General features: G+C 62.0%; 21 protein-coding genes. 8 read left to right on the top strand and 13 right to left on the bottom strand.

The features are described 5' to 3' along the window. The first annotated feature begins 3 nt into the window (after positions 1-3). Positions 4-1,074, top strand: a complete 1,071-nt coding sequence (locus HF955_RS03265) for a DUF2332 domain-containing protein (protein ID WP_291077840.1) — start codon at positions 4-6, stop codon at positions 1,072-1,074. Here the strand turns inward: HF955_RS03265 and HF955_RS03270 are convergent. Further along, positions 1,071-2,174, bottom strand: coding sequence for a serine hydrolase (locus HF955_RS03270; RefSeq protein WP_291077841.1), 1,104 nt, complete (start codon positions 2,172-2,174; stop codon positions 1,071-1,073). The two genes, HF955_RS03265 and HF955_RS03270, sit on opposite strands and share 4 nt — an antisense overlap. 28 nt (positions 2,175-2,202) lie before the next feature. Next, on the bottom strand, positions 2,203-2,703 hold the full coding sequence (locus tag HF955_RS03275; protein WP_027839504.1) for an Lrp/AsnC family transcriptional regulator: 501 nt from the start codon (positions 2,701-2,703) through the stop codon (positions 2,203-2,205). A 127-nt stretch (positions 2,704-2,830) separates the two neighbouring features. Here HF955_RS03275 and HF955_RS03280 point away from each other — a divergent pair, with 127 nt between their 5' ends. After that, entirely contained in the window at positions 2,831-6,292 is a 3,462-nt protein-coding gene (locus tag HF955_RS03280; RefSeq protein ID WP_291077843.1) for an indolepyruvate ferredoxin oxidoreductase family protein, read from the top strand. Between the two features lie 4 nt (positions 6,293-6,296). On the opposite strand, the gene HF955_RS03285 is transcribed toward HF955_RS03280, so the two are convergent. Both HF955_RS03285 and HF955_RS03290 read right to left on the bottom strand, forming a co-directional pair. Then, positions 6,297-6,635 (bottom strand): hypothetical protein, encoded by a 339-nt coding sequence (locus tag HF955_RS03285; RefSeq protein WP_027839506.1) that lies wholly within the window; start codon positions 6,633-6,635, stop codon positions 6,297-6,299. Positions 6,636-6,847: 212 nt separating this feature from the next. Further along, on the bottom strand, positions 6,848-8,440 hold the full coding sequence (locus tag HF955_RS03290) for a lysine--tRNA ligase (protein ID WP_291077845.1): 1,593 nt from the start codon (positions 8,438-8,440) through the stop codon (positions 6,848-6,850). Positions 8,441-9,588: 1,148 nt separating this feature from the next. On the opposite strand from HF955_RS03290, the gene HF955_RS03295 reads away from it, so the two are divergent. From HF955_RS03295 to bfr, 4 genes are all read left to right on the top strand, one after another. After that, the gene (locus HF955_RS03295) at positions 9,589-10,011 is read left to right on the top strand and encodes a hypothetical protein (protein WP_291077847.1); all 423 of its coding nucleotides are present in this window, start codon (positions 9,589-9,591) and stop codon (positions 10,009-10,011) included. Positions 10,012-10,013: 2 nt separating this feature from the next. Next, a complete protein-coding gene (locus HF955_RS03300) occupies positions 10,014-10,241 on the top strand; it encodes a helix-turn-helix transcriptional regulator (RefSeq protein ID WP_027839510.1) in 228 nt (75 codons plus the stop codon). A gap of 122 nt (positions 10,242-10,363) precedes the next feature. After that, positions 10,364-10,564, top strand: a complete 201-nt coding sequence (locus HF955_RS03305) for a (2Fe-2S)-binding protein (protein ID WP_027839511.1) — start codon at positions 10,364-10,366, stop codon at positions 10,562-10,564. 229 nt (positions 10,565-10,793) lie between these two features. Beyond that, positions 10,794-11,285, top strand: a complete 492-nt coding sequence (gene bfr, locus HF955_RS03310; RefSeq protein WP_291077851.1) for a bacterioferritin — start codon at positions 10,794-10,796, stop codon at positions 11,283-11,285. A 16-nt stretch (positions 11,286-11,301) separates the two neighbouring features. On the opposite strand, the gene HF955_RS03315 is transcribed toward bfr, so the two are convergent. The 6 genes from HF955_RS03315 to rpmI form a co-directional block, all read right to left on the bottom strand. Beyond that, positions 11,302-12,126 carry an ion transporter gene (locus tag HF955_RS03315; RefSeq protein WP_291077853.1) on the bottom strand — a complete coding sequence of 275 codons (825 nt, stop codon included), beginning with the start codon at positions 12,124-12,126 and terminating at the stop codon, positions 11,302-11,304. A 31-nt stretch (positions 12,127-12,157) separates the two neighbouring features. Then, positions 12,158-14,551: a phenylalanine--tRNA ligase subunit beta gene (pheT, locus tag HF955_RS03320; protein WP_291077855.1), complete on the bottom strand. Its 2,394-nt coding sequence runs from the start codon at positions 14,549-14,551 to the stop codon at positions 12,158-12,160. 3 nt (positions 14,552-14,554) lie between these two features. After that, the gene (locus HF955_RS03325; RefSeq protein WP_291077857.1) at positions 14,555-15,175 is read right to left on the bottom strand and encodes a hypothetical protein; all 621 of its coding nucleotides are present in this window, start codon (positions 15,173-15,175) and stop codon (positions 14,555-14,557) included. 10 nt (positions 15,176-15,185) lie between these two features. Further along, on the bottom strand, positions 15,186-16,262 hold the full coding sequence (gene pheS / locus HF955_RS03330; RefSeq protein ID WP_291077859.1) for a phenylalanine--tRNA ligase subunit alpha: 1,077 nt from the start codon (positions 16,260-16,262) through the stop codon (positions 15,186-15,188). A gap of 124 nt (positions 16,263-16,386) precedes the next feature. Beyond that, on the bottom strand, positions 16,387-16,749 hold the full coding sequence (gene rplT / locus HF955_RS03335; protein WP_027839517.1) for a 50S ribosomal protein L20: 363 nt from the start codon (positions 16,747-16,749) through the stop codon (positions 16,387-16,389). 37 nt (positions 16,750-16,786) lie between these two features. Next, on the bottom strand, positions 16,787-16,990 hold the full coding sequence (rpmI, locus tag HF955_RS03340) for a 50S ribosomal protein L35 (protein WP_027839518.1): 204 nt from the start codon (positions 16,988-16,990) through the stop codon (positions 16,787-16,789). A gap of 89 nt (positions 16,991-17,079) precedes the next feature. On the opposite strand from rpmI, the gene HF955_RS03345 reads away from it, so the two are divergent. Then, positions 17,080-17,277 carry a hypothetical protein gene (locus tag HF955_RS03345; protein WP_291077863.1) on the top strand — a complete coding sequence of 66 codons (198 nt, stop codon included), beginning with the start codon at positions 17,080-17,082 and terminating at the stop codon, positions 17,275-17,277. Between the two features lie 102 nt (positions 17,278-17,379). Beyond that, positions 17,380-18,891, top strand: a complete 1,512-nt coding sequence (locus HF955_RS03350) for a peptidase S10 (protein ID WP_291077865.1) — start codon at positions 17,380-17,382, stop codon at positions 18,889-18,891. Positions 18,892-18,969: 78 nt separating this feature from the next. Here the strand turns inward: HF955_RS03350 and infC are convergent, their stop codons facing one another. From infC to HF955_RS03365, 3 genes are all read right to left on the bottom strand, one after another. After that, entirely contained in the window at positions 18,970-19,509 is a 540-nt protein-coding gene (gene infC, locus HF955_RS03355; RefSeq protein ID WP_291079299.1) for a translation initiation factor IF-3, read from the bottom strand. Positions 19,510-19,606: 97 nt separating this feature from the next. Beyond that, on the bottom strand, positions 19,607-20,641 hold the full coding sequence (locus tag HF955_RS03360; protein WP_291077867.1) for a glycosyltransferase family 9 protein: 1,035 nt from the start codon (positions 20,639-20,641) through the stop codon (positions 19,607-19,609). Between the two features lie 18 nt (positions 20,642-20,659). Further along, positions 20,660-21,820 carry a glycosyltransferase family 4 protein gene (locus HF955_RS03365; RefSeq protein WP_291077869.1) on the bottom strand — a complete coding sequence of 387 codons (1,161 nt, stop codon included), beginning with the start codon at positions 21,818-21,820 and terminating at the stop codon, positions 20,660-20,662. Between the last annotated feature and the right edge of the window lie 56 nt (positions 21,821-21,876).

Raw genomic sequence — 21,876 nt, forward strand, 5'->3', positions numbered from 1 at the left:
ACGATGCTGGATGAAACCCGGATCCTCGACCATTTCGCCGAACAGGCCGGATGGTGCGAGGATCTGGGGTCTCCCTTTACCGCCGCCCTGCTCCGCAAGTTTGCAGTGGATTTCGAGGCCGGCGGCCCGGTCGCCGATATCTGCGGCGACTGGAGCGGCAATCCGCGGAAGGATGCGCTCGGCCTGCGCCTGACCGGCTTCCTTCATCACGCCGTCCTCACGGGTACAGCCCCCGAGCTTGCCGAGACCTATCCGGCGGCTTCACCCGGCTGGGACATGGACATGGTCTGGCGGCAGGCAAAGGCCTTTCTGGCCGCTCATCCAGATGCAGCGCGTGCATTCCTTCAAAGCGCTCCGCAGACCAATGAAACCCGGCGATCCATTGCGCTCCTGCCGGGCTTCCTCGACCTCGCCGCCAGATTTCGCATGCCCATTCACTTGTTGGAACTCGGGGCCAGCGCCGGGCTGAACCAGAACTGGGACCGGTTCACCTATGATGGCGGCACGTGGCAGAGGCCGGGTGCAAGCGATGTCACCATCTCAACCGTCTGGAATGGTCCCGAGCCGGCACATCTGGACGCCGCGCCGGTGATCGCGTCCCGCGCCGGATGTGATCTGAACCCGATCGACGTTTCCGATGACGCAGCTTTCCTTCGCCTCAAATCCTATACCTGGCCGGACCAGGCCGGGCGGCTCGCCCGGCTCGATGCGGCGGCAGAACTGGCCCGCCAGCGGGGCGTCCGCATCGAAAGGGCCAACGCTGTCGACTGGCTGGCCGAACGGCTGGCAACCCGGCCCTCGGAGGGCCTCACGATTGTCTACCATTCGGTCTTCCTCATCTATCCGCCCAAGGACGACATCGCACGCATCATGCGCCTGATCGAGGAAGCGGGCGCAGCCGCCACCGCCAGTGCACCTTTGGCCTGGCTGTGCTTCGAGCCGGAATCGCTGTTCGGCGGTGACCGCACCTCCCCGCGCATGCAGACCCGCCTGCAAGCCTGGCCGGACGGGACCGCGCGTATCCTGAATGAATCGGACGGTCACGTCACCCATGTGGATGTCCTGCAGGCCTAGTCCTGCGGGAGCGCCCCATAAACCGCCGCCAGGTCCGCGGCAAGGCGGCCGAGGGCCTGCACACCCGTCTCGCTGAAACTGTTCGTGTTGACGATCACGACGATCTCGGCCTCTGGATAGAGCCGCACCGTGGACAGCCACATCGTGTTCGATCCGCTATGCCCGAATGCCGGCCCCGATGCCCCATCCGGAATGACGCCCCATCCAAGGGCGTAATCCGATGCCGCGTCCGGATATGGCGACAGCAGCTTTGCCTCGGTCTGATCCGGCGACAGGAAGCTGCTGAGGAGTCCGGCATGGGCGGCCAGCGGCACATGAAGCGTCCCGGCGGGCGCCAGTGCAGGCGGATTGTCCGCACCCGGCCCGGTCCCCTGCGCCTTCAGCTTGCCGAACAGACCCTTGCCATGTCCCTGTATGCCTTCCGGGGGAGGACCGAACCCCCACCCCTCTTCCGCCGGGCCGAGCGAATCGAGGAACAGTGCTTCATAGTTTTCCTGTCCCGTCGCCTGCGCGATCCGGTCGATGGCCGCCCCGGCGATCATGTAGCCCAGATTAGAATAGGTGAAACTGCCCGGATCGGTCTCCGGCGGTTTGGACAGGAATGTCCGGGCCAGTCGTGTGCGCTGGGTCTCCACAGGATCCTCCGAAGACCGGCTGGTCAGGAACCAGACCAGCCCCGGATTGGCCGGCAGGCCGCTGCGGTGTGACAGCAAATCCTCGATGGTCACAGCCTGCCAGGCCGGGTCCATCTCGCCAGCAAGGTCCGGCAGCAATTCCGGCAGGGTCGCGCCCCATGCGGCGTGGCCCTGCTCCACCAGGCGCCCATAGAGCAGCGCTGTCAGCATCTTCGTGTTGGACCCGATATGCCAGGCATCGCCGGGCCGGGCGGCGTCCGGCTTTCCAGCCCGCCGCGTCCCCGTCACCGCAAGTCCCAGCACGTCCCCGTCCGCATTCGCCACTATGGCGCCGAGCGCCACCAGCCCGGCTTCCTTGCGCACCGTTTCCAGCTTTTCCGCCAGCGCCGCGTCAGACAGGGGCGCAGCCCATGATGACACAGGCGCCAGACAGGCACTCAGGGCAATAATGGCAATACGGATCATGTCGCGCTCCTCACCCCTGCGCCCGGGATCACGCCGAAGCGGGCTTCTTGATGTCCTCGACCAGATCCAGCGGCAGGGCCGTCGTGCGCTTGGCCACACGGATGATGATGCGCGATTGTACGTCCGACACCAGCGCCGAGCCCAGCAGCTTGTCGCGCAGGAAATTGTCATAGGCGTGCATGTCGGTCGTGATGATGTGGATCATGTAGTCCACCGCCCCGGTCACCGTCATGCATTCGATCACTTCCGGCCAAGCTTGCACCATCTGCTCGAACGCGTCGAGATTCTCCCGGCTCGGCAGGGCCAGCTTGACGCTCGCCATGACCTCGAAGTTCAGCCCCAGGGAGTTGTTGTCCAGCAGGGTGACGCGGCCGGTGATGAACCCGGCTTCCTCCATCCGCTTGATCCGCCGCCAGCAGGGGGAGGATGACAGGCCGACCCGGTCGGCAATTTCGGCGACGGACAAACCGGCATCCTTCTGGATAATGTCGAGAATTCGCGCATCTACAGCATCTAGTTCTTGGGCCAATTTTGCTCACTCTTTCACTTTATCGGGTAAATTCTTCCCCCGATTAGCAAAAATCGCGCAATATAGGCAAGCATTTTCGCTAAAAATGCCCAATAATATGCCTAAACTCCATTAAATAGGCATATCCATGCATCACCGCGAAGTTACGCTGGACGACAAATACGAGCTTGTCGAGGGAAAAGCGTTCATGACGGGCATTCAGGCGCTGGTCCGCCTGCCGCTTGACCGCAAGCGCCTTGACCTGCGCACCGGGCTCAACACGGCCGGCTTCATTTCCGGTTATCGCGGCTCGCCGCTGGGCGGCTATGACCAGCAGCTGCGCGCCGCGCAGAAATGGCTCGACGCTCATGACATCCAGTTCTGGGAAGGCCTGAACGAGGATCTCGGCGCCACGGCGGTCTGGGGCAGCCAGCAGCTCGGCCTGTTCCCCGGCGCACGGCGCGATGGCCTGTTCGGCATCTGGTACGGCAAGGCCCCCGGCGTCGACCGCACGGGCGATGTCTTCAAGCATGCCAATGCCGCCGGCACGTCCGACCATGGCGGCGTCCTCGCCATCATTGGCGATGACCATAATTGCAAATCCTCCACCCTGCCCTCGCAGTCCGAATATGCGATGGCCGATGCCGAGATACCGGTGCTGAACCCGGCCTCGATCCAGGATGTGCTGGACTATGGCATCCATGGCTGGGCGATGAGCCGGTTTTCCGGTGCCTGGGCCGGTCTCGTGGCGCTGGCCGACACGATGGATTCCGGCGCCGTGGTCAATGTCGACCTCGACCGGTTCAATTTCGTTCCCCCTGTTTTCCAGCTGCCAGAGGACGGCGTGCACATGCGCCGGGGCGACAGCCCGCTCGACAAGGAGCGCCGCCTGCGCCAGGTGAAGCTCCCCGCCGCACAGGCCTATGTGCGTGCCAACCAACTGGATCATGTCATCCTGCCCGCGCCGGAACCCCGTGTCGGTGTTGTCGTGACCGGTCAGGCTGCCCGCGATGTGTTCGAGGCACTCGCGGCGCTTGGCCTGTCACCGCAGGATGCAGGGCGCCTGGGTCTCTCCGTGTACAAGGTGGCCATGCCGTGGCCCCTTGAGCCCGAAGGGATCCGGGCGTTCTGCAAGGGCCTCGACCGCGTGGTCGTGATCGAGCACAAGCGCCCCCTGATCGAGGACCAGCTGCGCTCGGTCCTGTATGATCTGGCGGATGCGGAGCGTCCGGCCGTGGAAGGCAAGCGGGACCGCGACGGCCGCCCGCTCCTCTCCGACATCGCCTCCATCTCCATTCCGGAAATGGCCGCCGCGCTGATGAAGATCCTGCCCGAGGGCTGGGACACCAGCCGCGCCCAGGCCTATTTCGACCGCGTCGGACGCGCCGGGGAAGCAGCCCGCACCAATGCCACCGCCACCGTCCGGACCCCGCATTACTGCTCCGGCTGCCCGCACAATTCCTCCACCGTCGTGCCGGAAGGCTCGCGCGCGCTGGCAGGGATCGGCTGCCACTACATGGCGAACTTCATGCCGGACCGCAAAACCGACATGACCAGCCAGATGGGCGGCGAAGGCATCGCCTGGGTCGGCCAGCACTGGGCGACCGACGAGCAGCACGTCTTCGTCAATCTCGGCGACGGCACCTATTCCCATTCCGGCAGTCTGGCGATCCGCGCCGCGGTCACCTCCGGCGCCAACATGACCTACAAGATCCTCTACAATGACGCCGTCGCCATGACCGGCGGCCAGCATGTGGAATCCGGCCAGACCCCGGCCCAGATCGCCCAGCAGGTCGAAGCCGAGGGCGTCGAGACCATTGTCATCGTCACCGAGGACCCGACCCGCTACGCCAATGTCAAACACCTGCCCCGCCGGGTGAAGATCTATGATCGCGAGGAGCTGGAAGACGTGCAGGTAATGCTGCGCGAAACGCCGGGCGTCTCCGTCATGATCTATGACCAGATCTGCGCCACCGAGAAGCGCCGCCGCTCCAAGCGCGGCCTGCGCGCGCCGGACCGGACCCGCGTCGTCATCAATACCGAGGTCTGCGAAGGCTGCGGCGACTGCTCCATCAAGTCGAACTGCCTGTCCGTCGAGCCGGTCGAGACCGAACTCGGCCGCAAGCGCCGCATCAACCAGTCGACCTGCAACACGGATCTGTCCTGCCTGCGCGGCTTCTGCCCCAGCTTCGTGACCATCCAGGATGGTGAGCCGGCCTGGGAAGACCAGCCGCGCCCGGAATTCGATGATGCCGGCCTGCCGATGCCGGAAACGCCGAGCCTGGCCGAGCCGTGGAATGTGCTGTTCACCGGCGTGGGCGGCACGGGCGTCACCACGGTTGCCGCCGTGCTGGCCATGGCGGCCCATGTGGACGGCAATGCCGCCTCCAGCCTCGACATGACCGGCCTGGCCCAGAAGGGCGGCCCGGTGCTCAGCCATATCCGCTTCGCGCGCGAGCCGGAAATGATCTCCACCGGCAAGGTCCCGCCCGCCAGCGCCGACCTGATCATCGCCTGCGACCTCGTTGTCGCGGCGGGTGGTGACGCGCTGAACATGATGGATGCCGGGCGCACCGCCGCCTATGCCAATTCCGACGTCACCCCGACCAGCGAATTCATCCGGGATCGGTCAAAGCGGTTTGAAAGCGACCTGCTGGCCGCGCGCGTCAAGCGCCAGGCCCGCGATTTCGGCGCCTTCGATGCCGAGGCCCTCGCCGTCGGCTATCTCCACGATGCGATCTACACGAACATGATCATGGTCGGCTATGCATGGCAGAAGGGCCAGGTCCCGGTCAGCCTGCGCGCGCTGTACCGCGCCATCCGCCTGAACGGCACGAAGGTCGAGGACAACATGTCCGCCTTCAATATCGGCCGGATCGCTGCGGCCAGCCCTGAACGTCTCCTGCCCCAGCATGACCCGCGCGGCCATATCGAGGAGAAGACGCTCGACGAACTGATCGAGGATCGCGCCAGCCGCCTCATTGCCTATCAGGACCCAGCCTATGCGGAGAAATACCGCAGCATCGTGGCGCAGGTCCGCGCGGCCGAACATGCCGCCGGCCTCGGCGAAAAGCTGACCCGCGCCGCCGCCACCTATGCCTACAAGCTGATGGCCTACAAGGATGAGTACGAGGTCGCCCGTCTCTACACGGATGGCAAGTTTGCCGAATACCTGGCCAGCCAGTTCAAGGGCGGCAAGATGCGCCTCATGCTGGCCCCGCCAATCATCGCGAAAAAGGATGCCCACGGCCATCTGAAGAAAAAGCATTTCGGCCCGTGGATGCTGCACGTGTTCAAACTGATGGCGAAGCTCAAGGGCCTGCGCGGCACGCGGTTGGACCTGTTCGGCTATACCGAAGAGCGCCGAATGGAGCGCCAGCTGCGCGATGACTATCTCGCCGGCCTCGCCCGCATCGCCCAGGAACTCACCGCGAAGAACCACGACCTCGCCATCGCCCTCGCCGAAATCCCGGACGAGATCCGCGGCTATGGCCACGTCAAGGAAGCGGCCGTCGAAACCGCCAAGGCGAAGGAAGCCGACCTCTGGAAAGGCTGGCCGGACGGCGCATTGCCCAGGGCAAAGACCACGCTGATCGCGGCGGCGGAGTAGGCCCCTACTCTGCCGGCTCGACCTGCACGTCGATGATGGTGCCCTTCTTGCCGATCTTTTCGAGCGTCTTTTCGATGTCGTCGGACTCGACCGTGCGCGTATAGGTCTTCGTGCCGCCGCCGAATTTCTTGACCTTCACCTTCAGCTTCACATCCGGCTCCGGCCCGTCCAGCGCGTCCCCGGTTGCGCTGACCACGCCGGACCCGACCGCATAGGCGCCCTTGGCCGTGCCTTCTACCACATCCCCGGCGACACTGACCGGCACGGTCACGACCTTGGTGGCAAGACAGGCCGGAAGACAGGCCAGCAGGCCCGCAACAAGAACAAGGCGAAGGGCGGGCATGGCAAAGTCTCCTCAAGGCTTTGCCCCACCTTAGACCAGAGGAGTGTTGAAGCGGGGTTACGGTTCGGTCAGCTCAGCTCCGCACCAGACCCCCACCTGTCCTCCCCCTTCCAGGGGGAGGAACCCAGACAGCACCAGCCTTGCTTGAGGGCTGTTCTCCCCCCTGAAAGGGGGGAGTTAGAGGGGGGGCCACCGGACTCGCCGCTTGCGCCCTACCCCCGCGCCAGCGCCTCATCGATCAGGCGGGCGGTATTCTCCACGCCATACAGCGCCGCAAAGCTGCCGAAGCGCGGACCCTGGCTCTGGCCGAGCAGGACTTCATACAGCGCCTTGAACCAGTCACGCAGATTCTCGAAGCCGTGATCCTTGCCGACCGAGAAGGTCAGCGTCTGGAGGTTTTCGGAATTCCGCTCCCCGTCAAACGCCTTCAGCCGCGCGGAAAGATCCTCCATCGCGGCGCGTTCGGCCTCCGTCGGCGCACGATAGGTCTTCTGGGGCAGGACGAAGTCGCGATAATAGCTCATCGCATAGCCCGCGAGGTCATCTAGCAGGGGGTGCGTCTCCGGTGAGGCTTCCGGCGCATATTGCGAGATGAAGCCCCAGAGCTGGCTCTTGTCTTCCGGGTTCGCCACGGCCACGAGGTTCAGCAGCAGCGCAAAGCTGACCGGCGTCGTCTCGGCCGGCGGCTTGCCGGAATGGATGTGCCAGACCGGGTTCTCGATCTGCCGCTCGGGTGCCTCGGCCGGATACTTCTCAAGGAAGGTGAGATATTCGTCCACGGCCTTCGGGATGACGTCGAAGTAAAGCTTCTTCGCCACGCGCGGCTTCTGGAACTGGAACAGGCTGAGGCTCTCATCCGGGGCATATTTCAGCCAGTCCTCGACCGAGATGCCATTGCCCTTGGTCTTGGAGATCTTCTCGCCCTTCTCGTCCAGGAACATCTCATAGACATATTGTTCCGGCGGGCGCTTGCCCAGGATGCGCGTGATCTTCGAATAGATCGGCGCATTCGCCTGATGGTCCTTGCCGAACATTTCAAAGTCGACGCCAAGCGCGGCCCAGCGCATGCCGAAATCGGGCTTCCACTGCATCTTCACATGGCCGCCCGTCACCGGCAGCGTGAATTCCTTGCCGCTTTCATCGTCAAACGTGATCGTGCCCTTCTCTCCGTCAACGGATTTCATTGGCACATACAGCACCTGCCCCGTCTCTGGATGGATCGGCAGGAACGGGCTATAGGTTGCTTGCCGCTCTTCGCCCAGCGTCGGCAGCATCACATCCATGATGTCCTGATACTTGCGCGCGGCCTCCCGCAGCATGTCGTCGAACCGGCCGGATTTGTAGCATTCCGTGGCCGACAGGAATTCATACTCAAAGCCGAACTGGTCGAGGAAGGCACACAGCCGCGCATTCATGTGCGCGCCATAGGAAGCGTGCGTGCCGAACGGGTCCGGCACAGCCGTCAGCGGCTGTTGCAGATAGGCTTCCAGGCTTTCCGGGTTCGGCACGGTCGGCGGCACTTTGCGCATCCCGTCCATATCGTCAGACACACAGATCAGCCGCGTCTTGTATTTGCCGCCAGTCAGCGCCTCAAACGCATGGCGCACCATCGTCGTGCGCACCACTTCGCCAAACGTGCCGATATGCGGCAGGCCCGACGGGCCATAGCCGGTCTCGAACGTGACCGGGTCATCCACTGTCCGCTGGCCGGCCTTGATCTGCTGCTCCACACGCTGTTCCAGCTTGCGGGCAAGCTCGAACGGCCAGGCCTTTGCGGATTGGGCGAGCGCGGAAAGATCGGTCATCGGGAATGTCAGTCATGCTTGAGTGAAAACAGGTCCGCCGGACCTAGAGGCCACGGGGGGCGCGGTCAAGCGGCGCTGCACCTGTAAACATCTCCCCAACAGTGAGTGACGGGGGAGAACACTAACTCCATCGAGGCGGTTTTGACCGCTTTCGCGGTTTTACAAATGAATGTTCGACAATTTTTCCGGACTGTAGTTGGTTCTCGTACCGCAAGTACCGAAGTGCCTTAAGCGTGAATAGAAAGTACGATTCTTGTTGCTTGAGAAGATCGTGCGTCACACGCTGGAAATTTGGGGAGTAATGGCGGTTCGATTTTGCCGCTTTATCCGGATCCGCAAAACAGAGACAAGAACCGTCCTCGCTAACGTTCCAATGTGCGTGGGCAAATTGGTTTCTTATTACTCGACAATGACCCAAAGCAGGCTCGACAACCTGAAAATAATATAAATCTAGAGACTTCTTCTTAAACTGACCGGAAATTAGCGCGTCAGCAATTTGCTGCCGCGCCAGCTCTCCACGTATTCGGTAAAGCACCCGTTTCGCCAGATCATCGTTCCCTATTATTTCTCCCATACACAGCGTTAACTCATACTCGAGTTCTCCATATCCAGCCAGCAAACGGCCAACTATAGCAGCCTCCTTCCGGAACTTCTGAAATGGGGGTAGCAGTGTTTCTGCCAAAACTCAGTCGACCTAATTCTCGGTTACTGCGCTTGTCTAACTCGAGAACCAAATAGCGTTTATTTCATCTATAGGCGGATGATCCCAATTGCTGACGATCCCTTCTGCGGCGTTTATTACTGCGAGCCTATCGTTCGGATCTAGATGCCTCGCCACCCGATCATACGCTTGCCGCGCGTCTAAGGCTGTATGAACGTAATAGAGCGAGTACTGAAATTGGTACCACTGTCCTAGAGACTGAATTTCATCTCTCACTGCATCATAGTTCTGCCCCGGTTTCGTAAGGTCGTAGGCTATGAACAAATTATGGGCCATCGCACTTCTCCGCGAACATTTATCGCTTTCAACTTAAATAAGTCACCTTTTCTCCAATTATGTCAAACTCAAAAGCGTAAAAAATATTTGACATGTCAAAAATCTTTGACCATATGGGTCATGTAAGAAATTTTTGACATGGAGACATCAAATGTCCTTTCACGAAAAATCGGCCTGGATCATGGGCCTGCTGCTCTCGCTCACCGGGCTCTGGTATATCAATCAGGTGTGGAGCCGGTCTGAGGCGCTGGGCGAGACCATTGGCCCCAACATCGTGCTGATCGCCGTGGCGACCGGCATGCTGGTCTTCGGCGCCATCATCAGCCACATCATCATCGCAGCCAGCAACCCCGAAGAGGCCAATGACGCAGAGGATGAACGCGACAAGCAGGTGCTGCGCCGCGCGGGCAATATCTCCGGCTATGTGCTGGGCTTCGGCATCTTTGCGGGCCTCTGGCACTATTACTTCCTCGCCGATGGCAACATGCTGTTCCACATTGCGGTGGCCAGCCTGATCGCGTCGCAAGTGGCCGAATATGCCCTGACCATCCTGTTCTATCGCCGGGGCGTGTAAGCATGGCCAAACGCCCCCCTATTCTGAACCGTGTAAAGGCCCTGCGAGAGGCCCATGACGGGATGAGCCAGGCGGCCCTCGCCAAGGAGATCGGCGTGACGCGGCAAACCGTGATCGCCATCGAACAGGGCCGCTACTCCCCTTCCCTCGAAAGCGCCTTCCGCATCGCGCGGGTCTTCGGCGTCAGCCTCGATGACGTGTTCCAGTGGGACGAGACCGCCGAAGCCTGAGCCCCGCCTGCGGGCTGAGATGAGACTGGCCCGGCGGCGCCCCCGTCCGGGCCATTCCGCATGTGCAACAAAGCGCAAAAACTTGATTGACAATCATTCGCATTCTCGTGCAAATGGTTCGCATGATCATTTGCGTCTGCAACCGTATCAACTGCAAGAGCGTGCGCACCGCCGTCGATGCTGGCGCGCGCAGCCCGAAAGCCGTGCAGGCGCATCATGGCTGCAAGTTCCAGTGCGGAAAATGCAGCTGCTCGATCGGCGAGATCATCTCCGAGGAGATGGACCGCCGTCCGGCCGCCCCGGCCCTGGTCGCCGCCGAATAGGCCCACACCCGCCCTTGAAATCGCAGTGCTTTTGGCACCTTCCGCACCCTGTGTGGCACGGTTCTGGAACGTTCTGACACGGCCTGAAACGCTTTGACATGGTGTGGAACGGCGCCCTGCAAGTGTGTCGCACTTTCATATGCAATTGTTTTTATTGGATTTTTTCTTGATCCAATGGCACAATCACCCTAGGTGCTGCCCATATCCACAATCCACGCAGGAGCTCCCCATGAAAGGCGACCCGAAGGTCATCGAATTCCTCAACAAATGCCTCAAGAACGAGCTGACGGCGATCAACCAGTATTTCCTGCATTCGCGCATGCTGCACGATTGGGGCGTCAGCAAGCTCGGCGACTATGAATACAAGGAATCCATTGAGGAAATGGAGCACGCCGACTGGCTGATCGAGCGCATCCTGTTCCTCGGCGGCCTGCCGAACCTGCAGGATCTCGGCAAGCTGCGCATTGGGGAATCGGTGCACGAAATCCTCGAATGCGACCTGAAGCTGGAAAACGATGCCATCCCGCTCCTGCGCGACGCCATGGAATACTGCGAAAGCGTCCGCGACTATGGCAGCCGCGACCTGTTCGGCAAGATCCTCAGCAATGAAGAGGAACATGTCGACTATCTGGAAACCCAGTTCGACCTGATCGAGCGCATCGGCATCGAGCGCTACACCATGCTCCAGTCCGAAGCCAACGGCTCGAAGGCGCAGGACTAGGCGCTTTCAGGCCCCTCTAGGCGCTGCTCTCCTCGGGGGCAGCGCCCGCCTCGGCTTCGGCCTCCTCGACGCGATCCTGCAGCTTCTGAAGCTGTCGCTCGCGCAGCTCATCCGAAAATGCGCTGGCAAACACGCCGGCCGGCAGGGCGACCACGCCGATGCCCGCAATCGCGATGATCGAGGCCGCAATCCGGCCCAGCGTGGTGACCGGATAGATGTCGCCATAGCCCACCGTGGTCAGCGTGGCGATCGACCACCAGATGGCCCGCGGGATGGAGCCGAATTCCTCGCGCCCCTGCCCCACGCCCTCGATGAAGTACAGCAGCACGGCAGCCACATAGACCAGCGCCAGCGCCATGGCGAGCGTGGTGAGAAGCTGTGACCCGGCCCGCCGCATGGCTGCGCCCAGCACGTCAAAGGCCGGGACAAACCGGGCAATCTTGATCAATCGGAACAGGCGGAACACACGCAGCGCGATCAGCGGGATGCCGCCGCCCACGACCATCACGATCAGCTCCGGCAGGAAGGCCAGCAGGTCCGCAATCGAATAGAAGCGGGTGATGTACCGGATGCGACCGACAAATCCCGCATATTCCGGTCTCAATCCGGCCACAGCGACGCGCAGCACGTATTCGATGGCAAAGATGACGACAACGGCGACATTGAACCAGTCAAAGGCCCGCCGCCATTCCGGAATCGCCACAAGGGTCGGCTCGGTCTCCAGCGCCAGGAACAGGAAACTTGCCAGGACGAGGCTGATGATGAACCAGTTGGTGACAGAAATGCCGGATTTGCGGGCCTCCGGCACGAGTTCATTGTGCAACCAGCGATACAGCCCCATGCGTGTCCCCTGTCACCGGGATTGGTGTCTCCTACCCTCTTAGCACGCCGCCCGTGCCCTTGGCGACAGAGGCAACCACCTTGTCCATCAGCGCCTGGATTTCATCATCCTTCATCTTCTCCTGCGGCTGCAGGGTCATCTCGAAGGCAATCGATTTCTGCCCTTCGGGCACGCCTGTGCCCTCATAGACATCAAACACATCCACACGGCTGATCAGCTTCTTGTCGGCGCCCTGCGCATGCCGCACGAGGTCTGACGCCGGCACCGACTGGTCGACCAGAAAGGCCAGATCCCGACGGATCGGCGTCAGGTCTGCGCGCTGGAATACCGGCTTGGTCTTGGTCGCCCGGGCCTTCATCTGCGGCAGGGCATTCAGGTTCAGCTCGAACCCATAGAGCGGACCATCCACATCCAGCGCCTTCAGCACACCGGGGTGCAGCTGGCCGAAATGCGCCACCGTCACCTTCGGGCCAAGCTTCAGGCTTGCGGCCTGTCCGGGATGCCAGTGCGGCTGCGCCGGGGCGGCCACCTGGAACCGCTCGCCGGGCTGGCCCAGCGCGTCCAGAACGGCAAACAGATCCGCCTTGGCGGCAAAGGAATCATAGGGGGCCGGGGCGCCCTGCCAATGGCGCTCATTGTGCGGGCGGACAAGGGCAGCCACGACCGTGCGCTGGTCCTTCGGTCCATCGCCCAGATAGATCGGCCCGGCCTCGAACAGGCGTACGCCCCGCTCGCCATGATTGGCGGCACGCTGGGCGGCCTGCGCCAAATTCCCGAGCACGGACGGGCGCATGTAATTCAACTCGCTGGCCACCGGATTGGCCACCATCAGCGCGTCATTGATCTTTCCGAACTGGGCAGCATGCGCCTTCGACATGAAGCTCCAGGTGACGGTCTCCAGAAAGCCGCGCGAGGCCATGACGCGCCGCGCAGAGCGCACCCGCGCCTGCATCGGTGTGGTGATCGCCTTCACACCGCCTTCCGGCGCCGGCAGGGACGCCGTCGGCAACTGGTCGAAGCCGACCAGGCGGGCAATCTCTTCCACGATGTCCGCAGACTGTTCCATGTCGAACCGGAAGCTCGGCGGCGTCAGATACCATGCATCGCCTGCATCCTCGATGCCGAACTCCAGATCCTTCAACATCCGGCGCATCTCCGCCGGCTTGACCGACAGGCCGGTCAGCCGCTCGACATCGGCCGGATAGAATGTCACCTTTTTCGTGTCGACCGGCGGTTCCCCCACCAGACGCGGCTTCGATACGGCGCCGCCGCCATATTCCACGATCAGGGCAATCGCCAGATTGAGGCCCATCACGCAACCATGCGGATCCACGCCGCGCTCGAACCGGTAGCGTGCATCCGAGTGGATACCGGTTGCGCGGCCCGTGCGCGCCGTCCGCAGCGGATCGAACCAAGCGCTCTCCAGGAACACATCCACCGTCTCGTCGGACACAGCCGTCGACTGGCCACCCATCACGCCGCCGAGGCCGATGGCGCCACTGTCATCGGCGATCACGCACATTTCTTCCGTCAGTTCATAGGTCTTCCCGTCGAGCGCTTCCAGCTTCTCGCCCTTGCGGCCCAGACGCGCCACGACGGTCCCGGACAGTTTCGCCGCATCATAGGCATGCAGCGGACGGGCCCGGTCCAGCGAGATATAGTTCGTGACATCCACGAGAAGCGATTTCGGCTGGATGCCCACCGCTTTCAGGCGCTGCTGCATCCAGTCTGGTGACGGACCATTCTTCACGCCCACAATCACGGCACCGGCAAACACCGGGCAAGCGTCCGGCGCGTCCAGGCGGATGTCCACCGGGCAGTCGCCGCTGCCGACCACTTTCTTGACGTCCGCATGCAGGAACCGCCCTGCCCCGGCCGCCGCAAGATCACGTGCAATGCCCTGTACGCCCAGCCAGTCAGGCCGGTTCGGGGTCACTTCGAAGTCGATGACCGGATCGTCCAGCCCCAACGCATCGGCAGCGGGCGTGCCCAGCGGGATCGCATCGTCGAGATCGGCGATGCCGTCATCATCCTCGCCCGCTTCCAGTTCGCGGGTCGAGCACATCATGCCATGGCTCTCAATACCGCGAATCTTGCGCGGCTTCTTGTCCAGGGCAAATTCGAGGCCCGGAATATAGGCGCCCAGCGGTGCGTAAATCGCCGTCATGCCGGCGCGGGCATTCGGTGCCCCGCAGACAATCTGCTTCTCGCCATCCACCGTGTCGACGGTGCACACGCGCAGCTTGTCCGCATCCGGATGAGGCTCGGCCGCCTTGACCTTGCAGACGGAGAATGCCGACAGCTTGTCGCGCGGGTCTTCCACCTCTTCCACTTCCAGCCCCGCTTTCAGCATCAGGGCCAGGATCTCATCCAGCGTCGCCTTTGTGGCGAGGTGGTCGTTCAGCCAGGACAGGGTGAATTTCATCGTCTATTCCACTTCCGAAATTGTTTCGGTGTCTGAAGTGCGCGACGCATTCGCCACGGCTTCAAAAAGGTCCACCTCGCTGCGTTCGCAGCTTTTTACGCGCTTCGCGCGGCCCATAGTGCGCCCCATACCGAGCCCCCGCGTTGTCCAGCATCTCTCGAATACAGAGCAATAGCAGATTTCGGCGTCCAGCTGGCTCCACTCTGTGGCAATTGTGTCAAGCTGGTCATCCGAAATGCCGTCACGGGGCCAGTCGACCCGGAAAGGCACCACGTCCGAGCCCGGCGCCACGGCACGACCGACAAGGCTCGCCCAGGACAAATCATAACCTTTCGGCAAACGCTCGACTTTCGGCGTGAGGGTCGCAATCGGCTCACCATCCTTCAGCATACGCACCTGCTCGATAAGCGCAGGCCCGACCCCACTGTTCGAAATACGGATACCCATCGACGCGGTGTCGGCGGTTTTGGAAACAAACCCGTCAATCTGAATCACCGGATACACTGCGCCATGTTGCTGGGCCCGCATCACGCGCCCCTGGTCCCACGCCACGAACAAGGCGATCACGCTGGTGATCACCGCGCAGATCGCGATCAGCATCTCTACCTTGTTGCCGTTGCCCATGGGCGTGTCCTCAGCTCAAGCCGCCACTGACGCTCGGCGTGCTCCACGGCGCGAAGCCATAATGACGGGTCCATTGCGGGTCTGCCTCGAAATAGGGCCGCAGGTCCGGCATGCCGTATTTCAGCATGGCCAGACGGTCGACGCCCATGCCGAAGGCGAAGCCCTGATATTCGTTCGGGTCGATGCCGCAATTGCGCAACACGTTCGGATGCACCATGCCGCTGCCGAGAATCTCCATCCAGCTGTCGCCGGCGCCGATCTCGATCGTCTCGCCCTTGCGGGTGTATTTCACATCCATCTCGGCCGACGGCTCGGTGAACGGGAAGAAATGCGGGCGGAAGCGCGCTTCCACATCATCCACCTCGAAGAAGGCCTTCACGAAATCGATCAGGCAGCCTTTCAGGTGCCCCATATGGATGTTCTTCTCGATCACGAGCCCTTCGACCTGATGGAACATCGGTGTGTGCGTCGCGTCCCAGTCATTGCGGTAAACACGGCCCGGCACCAGAATGCGGATCGGCGGCTTCTGGCTCATCATCGTGCGAATCTGCACCGGCGAGGTGTGCGTGCGCAGCACCTTCGGGTCATCCCCTTCCAGCGCATGCATGAAGAAGGTGTCATGCGTCTCGCGCGCCGGATGGCCTTCCGGGAAGTTCAGCGCCGTGAAATTGTGCCAGTCATCCTCAATGTCCGGCCCTTCGGCGACGGTGAAGCCCATATCGCCGAACACGGCGGCAATTTCCTCGAACACCTGCATGACCGGGTGCAACGCGCCGGCGCTCGGCCCGGGGGCCGGCGGCAGGGACAGGTCCACCGTCTCGCTCGCCAGCTGCGCTTCCAGCGCGGCGGCTTCCAGCGCTTCCTTGCGGGCGCGCACGGCGGCATCGACGCGGGTCTTCAACGCATTCAGCTTCGGGCCGTTCTCCTTGCGCTCTTCCGGGCTCATCTTGCCGAGAGAGCTCATCAGGCCGGAGACCCTGCCCTTCTTGCCAAGTTCGGCCACGCGCACCTCGTCCAGTGTGGCCAGGTCCCCTGCCGCTTCAATTGCCGCCAGGGCCTCTTTTTCGATCGTGTTGATATCGGACACGGGGGTCGCTTCCCTTTGCTGTTCGAGCGGGCTTTTTAGGCGCTTCGGGCCCGCATGCAAACGCCCTTAAAGAAAAAGCCCGGCTTTGACGGCCGGGCTTTGTCACTTGTGCCTTTCAGGCAGATTAAGCGAGGGCAGCCTTGGCCTGTTTGACCAGGGCACCAAACGCTTCCGGCTCGCGCACGGCGATGTCGGCCATGACCTTGCGGTCGACCTCGATGCCGGCTTTCGTCAGGCCGTTGATGAACTGGGAATAGTTCATCTCGTCATCATGGATGCGCACAGCGGCGTTGATACGCTGGATCCAGAGCGAACGAAACTTCCGCTTCTTCACCTTGCGGCCGACATAGGCGTACTGACCGGCTTCCCAGACAGACTGGTGCGCAATGCGGAACGTATTCTTGCGGCGGTTACGGAACCCCTTTGCCTGCTTCAGGATTTTCTTGTGGCGGGCGTGGGCGGGAACTTTGTTACGTGAACGGGGCATCTAGGCCTCCTAAGTCAAGATCTGAACGGAAACGGGCCTAGAGGCCGTAGGGCAGGAATTTCTTCACAACGCGAGCCACATCGGCTTTCGCAGCAAGCTTGGTGCCGCGGTTCTGGCGGATGTACTTGGAATTGTGGCTGATCAGGCGGTGACGCTTGCCCGCGACGCCGTGCTTCAGCTTTCCGGTTGCCGTGATCTTGAACCGCTTTGCAGCGGCCTTTTTCGTCTTCATCTTCGGCATTTCATCTCTCCTGTATGCGAGCTCTCACCATGAAGGCGGCCCAGGGTTCATGAGCTGGAGGGCATGCCGTTCGCCCAAACCGCTCGGAAGTGGCGGCTTATGACGGATCACGGGCGGAGAATCAAGAGGCCGATATGCTGTTACTGCGGGCGATTTCGCATCGCTCTGCGCCGCGCCTCACGCTCGGCACGCCGCTTTGGCATTTTCAGGCCCACCCAGGCCCTCCAGAACAGGAATGGCAAAGCCAGCAAGGCGATCAGGAGCGCGATATCCATAACGAATATTAACCCGTGATTGCACCCCTATCAACCGGACCGACATCGCTATTGCCCTCGCTTCCTGCCGGAAATAAGGTCCAGCCTTGTTATAAAGTTTCAGGGGTACATTTCATGCGCACACTCCTCCTTGCCGCCTGCATGGCGGTGCTCGCCCTGCCGGGCCTCGCCGAAGATGCCGCAAATGGCGAGAAAGACACCGCCGACATTCCAGACGCACAGGTCTTCACGTCCGATCACTCCCTCCGCCTCGGCAACAGGACGGTGAAGTACAAGACCATCGCCAGCGAAACCTATCTGCGTGACGCGAAGGACGAGCCGACCGCCGCCATCTTTTCAGTATCCTATATCGACACGGCCACAACCAATCCGGCGGCGCGTCCGGTGACCTTCGTGTTCAATGGCGGGCCGGGCTCGGCTTCGCTCTGGCTGCACATGGGCGCCTTCGGCCCGAAACAGGTCATCACCCCCTCCGATGCCTCGGATGTCGGCGCCCCGCCCTACACGATCCGAGACAATCGCAATTCCCTGCTTGATGTCACCGATCTCGTCTTCATTGATCCAGTCGGCACCGGCTATTCCCGACCGCTCGGCGAGACCGAGGGCAAGGAATTCTACGGCGTCAACGAGGATGCCGAGAGCATTGCCGAATTCATCCGTATCTGGCTGACCGAAAACGGCCGCTGGAACAGCCCGAAATACCTCGCCGGTGAAAGCTATGGCACGACGCGCGCCGCAGCGCTGACAGAGAAACTTCAAGGTGGCTGGAACGGCATCGGCCTCAATGGCGTGATCCTGATCTCCGCCATCCTCGATTTCCAGACTGCGCGGTTCGCCCCGGGCAATGACACCGCCCATCTCGCCTTCTTCCCCACCGAAGCGGCTACCGCCTGGCATCATGGCAAGGCCAACAAGGCGAAATGGAACAATGATTTCGACGCTTTTGTCGAAGCTGCGCGCACCTACGCCACCGACACGCTGGCCCCTGCCCTGATCCGGGGCTCCACCCTCAGCGAGGCCGACGAGATCCGCATCGCCCAGGAAATGAGTGACTTCATCGGCCTGTCTCCGGAATGGATTCGTCTCGCCAATCTGCGTGTCGATCCGCATCGCTTCCGCAAGGAACTCCTGCGCCGCGAAGGCTATACGGTCGGCCGGTTCGACAGCCGCTACAAGGGCGTCGACAGCGAGGGCACGGGCGAGACGCCGGAGAATGATCCATCCGGCTACGGCATGGACGTCGCCTATGTCGCCGCGATCAATGACTATCTGACCCGCGAACTCGAAGTGGACTTCACCCGCCCCTACAAGGTTCTGACCGGCGAACCCGGTTCGCAATGGAACTGGAGTGTGAACCAGCGGGGTTGGCCATCCTATGTCAATGTCGCGCCCTGGCTCGGCAAGGGCATGCGGGAAAACCCGGACCTGCGCGTGCTGCTGGCTTCCGGCTGGTATGATCTGGCCACGCCCTTCTTCGGCGCGGAAATGTCCCTGCGCAAGAATGGCGTCGTGCTCGACCGCGTCCAGTTCGACTATTACGATTCAGGTCACATGATGTATCTCGCCGAAAGTGATGGCGAAAAACTGTCGGAGGATGTGCGGGACTTCATCCGCGCCGGGCAGTAGGTCCGCATCGCCCCAAAATGAAAAGCCGGACGAGCGCCCTGCTCGTCCGGCTTTTTTCTGGTCGTCTGTCCGCCGCGATCAGCGCGGCGCGAGCACCATGGTCATCTGGCGACCTTCGAGTTTCGGCTCCAGTTCCACTTTTGCCGTTTCCTCGAAATCCTCTTTCACCCGCTGCAGCAATTCCATGCCCAGATGCTGGTGCGCCATTTCGCGGCCCCTGAAACGCAGGGTGACTTTCACCTTGTCGCCCGCTTCGAAGAAGCGCGCCATCGCCTTCGCCTTCACGCCATAATCATGCGTGTCGATGTTCGGGCGCATCTTGATTTCCTTCAGCTCCGAAGATTTCTGCTTCTTCTTCGCTGCGGCCTTCTTCTTGCGCTCTTCAAACCGAAGCTTGCCATAGTCGAGAATCTTGACCACGGGCACTTCCTGGTTCGGTGACACTTCAACCAGGTCCATACCCGCTTCACGGGCGGCATCCATTGCGGCCATCAGGGGCATTACGCCCTGCTTTTCGCCGTTCTCATCAATCAAGAGAACCTTGGCGGCGCGGATGTCATCATTGATACGTGGGCCAGTGGCTTTCTGCGGTCCACCGGTGTCTGGTCTGCGAGCTATGGCGAATCTCCTTTTTCGCTGTTTCGAATATGGCGAATATGCCCATTATTGCAGGCATCTTCAAGGCGCACGGCCATTCTACACTTCAGGCGACACGTCAAGACGGCAGCACACCCAGCGCCCGGACAGACTGCCAGACATCATCCACACTCAATTCGGCCAGGGTCGGGGCTGAATTGATGATGATGGTCTGTGCGCCGCGGGGCGCTGCATGGTCCGGATTGCTCTCCGTGAGCGCGAACAGGGCGACGCCGGGGGCCCCGGCAATGGCCGCCATATGCATCGGGCCCGTATCATTGCCCACGACAAACAACGCCTTCTCCGCCAGGGTCACGATCTGGAACAGGTCGGTCCGCGTTGTCAGGCTCTTGGTGCGCGGCTCCTTGCGCACGATCTCATGCGCCAGCTGACCTTCCGCCTTTCCGCCGATAATCACCGGCGTCACACCTGCATCGGCCACGCGTTTGGCCAGTTCGGCATAATTCTCGACAGGCCAGCGCTTGGCCTCCCGGTGCGCCGATGCGCCGGGAATCAGCAGCATGTAGGGCGTTTCAATACTGAAATAGGCGGGTTGAAGGCGGGGCGCATCCAGAAGTTTCGGGCGCACCCAGGACAAATCGGGCTTCGGCGCCGAATTGCCCAGCCAGCGCCCCCCCGGTGCCACGCCGGCCACTTCCAGCTGTTCGGCCAGGCGGTCAATGGAATGCATTGTCGCCCGATCGGCATTGTCGTGGAAAAAGGCCGCCTTCTCGTGATGTCCGGACCAGAGCGGCGCCTTTCCTGTCTTGTTGAGGGCAGTGAAATAGTTCTTTGTCCGGCCACTCGTCTGGAAATCATAGACAATGTCGTACTTCGCCTTGCGAATGCGCGAGATCAGCGCCGCCGTCGCCTTCATCGTGTCCGGCCGGCCATCGGTCTCGACCTCGTCCACATAGGGGCAGAGTTCGGCGAAGTCCTTGTAGGGCGGCGTAGTCAGAAGCGTGATGCGGGCTTTCGGATGGGCCACCCGAACGGCTTTCATGGCCCCCAGGGCCAGCACGAAGTCGCCGAGCGCGCTCAGCTTGATCACAAGCACTTTCTCGGCCGCCTCGCCCGGGTTTACGGGACTGGCCGATTTGCCGGGTTTTGCCATCTGCGCCTCGAATTTCCCCTAGTCCAGCAAGGTCTTATAGACGCCGAGCGTCGCCGCCTGAAGCCCCCGCTTGGAGAAATGCTGCCGAACATGCAGCTGACCGGCCCGTCCCATGCCGTCCCGGGCCAGCGCGCCGACCGACAACAGGGCCCGGATGGCCCCTGCCAGGGATTGCGCATTGCCCGGTTCGACACGGGCTCCGGTTTCGCCATCGATCACCGTTTCGCGGCCTCCCCCATGATCGGAGACGATGACCGGCCGCGCCATGGCAGACGCTTCCGCAGCCACCCGGCCGAAAGCTTCCGGGCGGACGGACGGCGCCAGCACGATGTCGCTGGCAAGATAGGCGGCCGGCATGTCGGTAATGTGCTCGGACATGATGACACCGCGGTCGAGGCCATGCGCCACCACCGCCTGTTCCAGCCGCTCAACATAGTTTCTCCGGCCCTGCGCATCGCCCGCCAGCACAAGCACCAGCCCGTCCCGCTCTTCCGGTGACAGGAGGCCCATCGCCTCGATCGCCACCAATTGGCCCTTCCACTCCGTCAGGCGGCCCGGCAACAGCAGGATCTTCCGGCTGTCCTCGGCCAGGCCCAGCGCAGACCGGATCGCCCGCACCCGTTCAACCGGAACCGCTGATGGATCAAACGCCACAAGATCGACGCCGCGCGGAATGGTGACGACCTTCTCGAACGGCACGCCATGTTCTGTCTTCACATGCTCGGCAATCCATTGCGAATTAGCGATCACAAGGTCGCCCTTTGCCATCACGGAATTGTAGCGCTTCTTCAGCTTCGTCTTGCCGGAATAGGCCCCGTGATACGTGGTCACGAAAGGCACGCCCATCGCCCGCGCGGCCCAATAGGCGCTCCAGGCCGGCGCCCGCGAGCGGGCATGGACGAGATCCACCCCTTCCCGCGCGATAAGGCGTTTCAATTTGCCTTCATTCAGTTTCAGCACGACGGGATTCTTGGACTTGGCATCCATGCGAAACAGTTCGCCGCCCAATGCCTCGAATGCCGCTTCCTGGCGTCCGCCACGGCTCGCCAGCAAGGCGCGCCCGCCTGCCGCCACGATGGCTTCGGTCACCTCCAGCACGGTCCGCTCGACGCCCCCCGCAGACAGTTCGGGGGCCACCTGCAGGATGGTCCTGCCGGTCAGGTCCGGGAAATCGGGCAAGACGAAAATTCTCCCACTCGCTTGACAGGCGAAACAGATGAAGGAACGGGAGACGA

Origin of the sequence: Hyphomonas sp., from assembly GCF_017792385.1 — a bacterium.
Taxonomy (GTDB): Bacteria; Pseudomonadota; Alphaproteobacteria; order Caulobacterales; family Hyphomonadaceae; genus Hyphomonas.

Excerpts from the sequence above, each read along its gene's own strand:
- HF955_RS03265 (WP_291077840.1), top strand. The coding sequence starts at position 4 with ATGCTGGATGAAACCCGGATCCTCGACCATTTCGCCGAACAGGCCGGA.
- HF955_RS03270 (WP_291077841.1), bottom strand. The coding sequence starts at position 2,174 with ATGATCCGTATTGCCATTATTGCCCTGAGTGCCTGTCTGGCGCCTGTG.
- HF955_RS03280 (WP_291077843.1), top strand. The coding sequence starts at position 2,831 with ATGCATCACCGCGAAGTTACGCTGGACGACAAATACGAGCTTGTCGAG.
- HF955_RS03285 (WP_027839506.1), bottom strand. The coding sequence starts at position 6,635 with ATGCCCGCCCTTCGCCTTGTTCTTGTTGCGGGCCTGCTGGCCTGTCTT.
- HF955_RS03290 (WP_291077845.1), bottom strand. The coding sequence starts at position 8,440 with ATGACCGATCTTTCCGCGCTCGCCCAATCCGCAAAGGCCTGGCCGTTC.
- HF955_RS03295 (WP_291077847.1), top strand. The coding sequence starts at position 9,589 with ATGTCCTTTCACGAAAAATCGGCCTGGATCATGGGCCTGCTGCTCTCG.
- HF955_RS03300 (WP_027839510.1), top strand. The coding sequence starts at position 10,014 with ATGGCCAAACGCCCCCCTATTCTGAACCGTGTAAAGGCCCTGCGAGAG.
- HF955_RS03305 (WP_027839511.1), top strand. The coding sequence starts at position 10,364 with ATGATCATTTGCGTCTGCAACCGTATCAACTGCAAGAGCGTGCGCACC.
- bfr (WP_291077851.1), top strand. The coding sequence starts at position 10,794 with ATGAAAGGCGACCCGAAGGTCATCGAATTCCTCAACAAATGCCTCAAG.
- HF955_RS03315 (WP_291077853.1), bottom strand. The coding sequence starts at position 12,126 with ATGGGGCTGTATCGCTGGTTGCACAATGAACTCGTGCCGGAGGCCCGC.
- pheT (WP_291077855.1), bottom strand. The coding sequence starts at position 14,551 with ATGAAATTCACCCTGTCCTGGCTGAACGACCACCTCGCCACAAAGGCG.
- HF955_RS03325 (WP_291077857.1), bottom strand. The coding sequence starts at position 15,175 with ATGGGCAACGGCAACAAGGTAGAGATGCTGATCGCGATCTGCGCGGTG.
- rplT (WP_027839517.1), bottom strand. The coding sequence starts at position 16,749 with ATGCCCCGTTCACGTAACAAAGTTCCCGCCCACGCCCGCCACAAGAAA.
- rpmI (WP_027839518.1), bottom strand. The coding sequence starts at position 16,990 with ATGCCGAAGATGAAGACGAAAAAGGCCGCTGCAAAGCGGTTCAAGATC.
- HF955_RS03350 (WP_291077865.1), top strand. The coding sequence starts at position 17,380 with ATGCGCACACTCCTCCTTGCCGCCTGCATGGCGGTGCTCGCCCTGCCG.
- HF955_RS03360 (WP_291077867.1), bottom strand. The coding sequence starts at position 20,641 with ATGGCAAAACCCGGCAAATCGGCCAGTCCCGTAAACCCGGGCGAGGCG.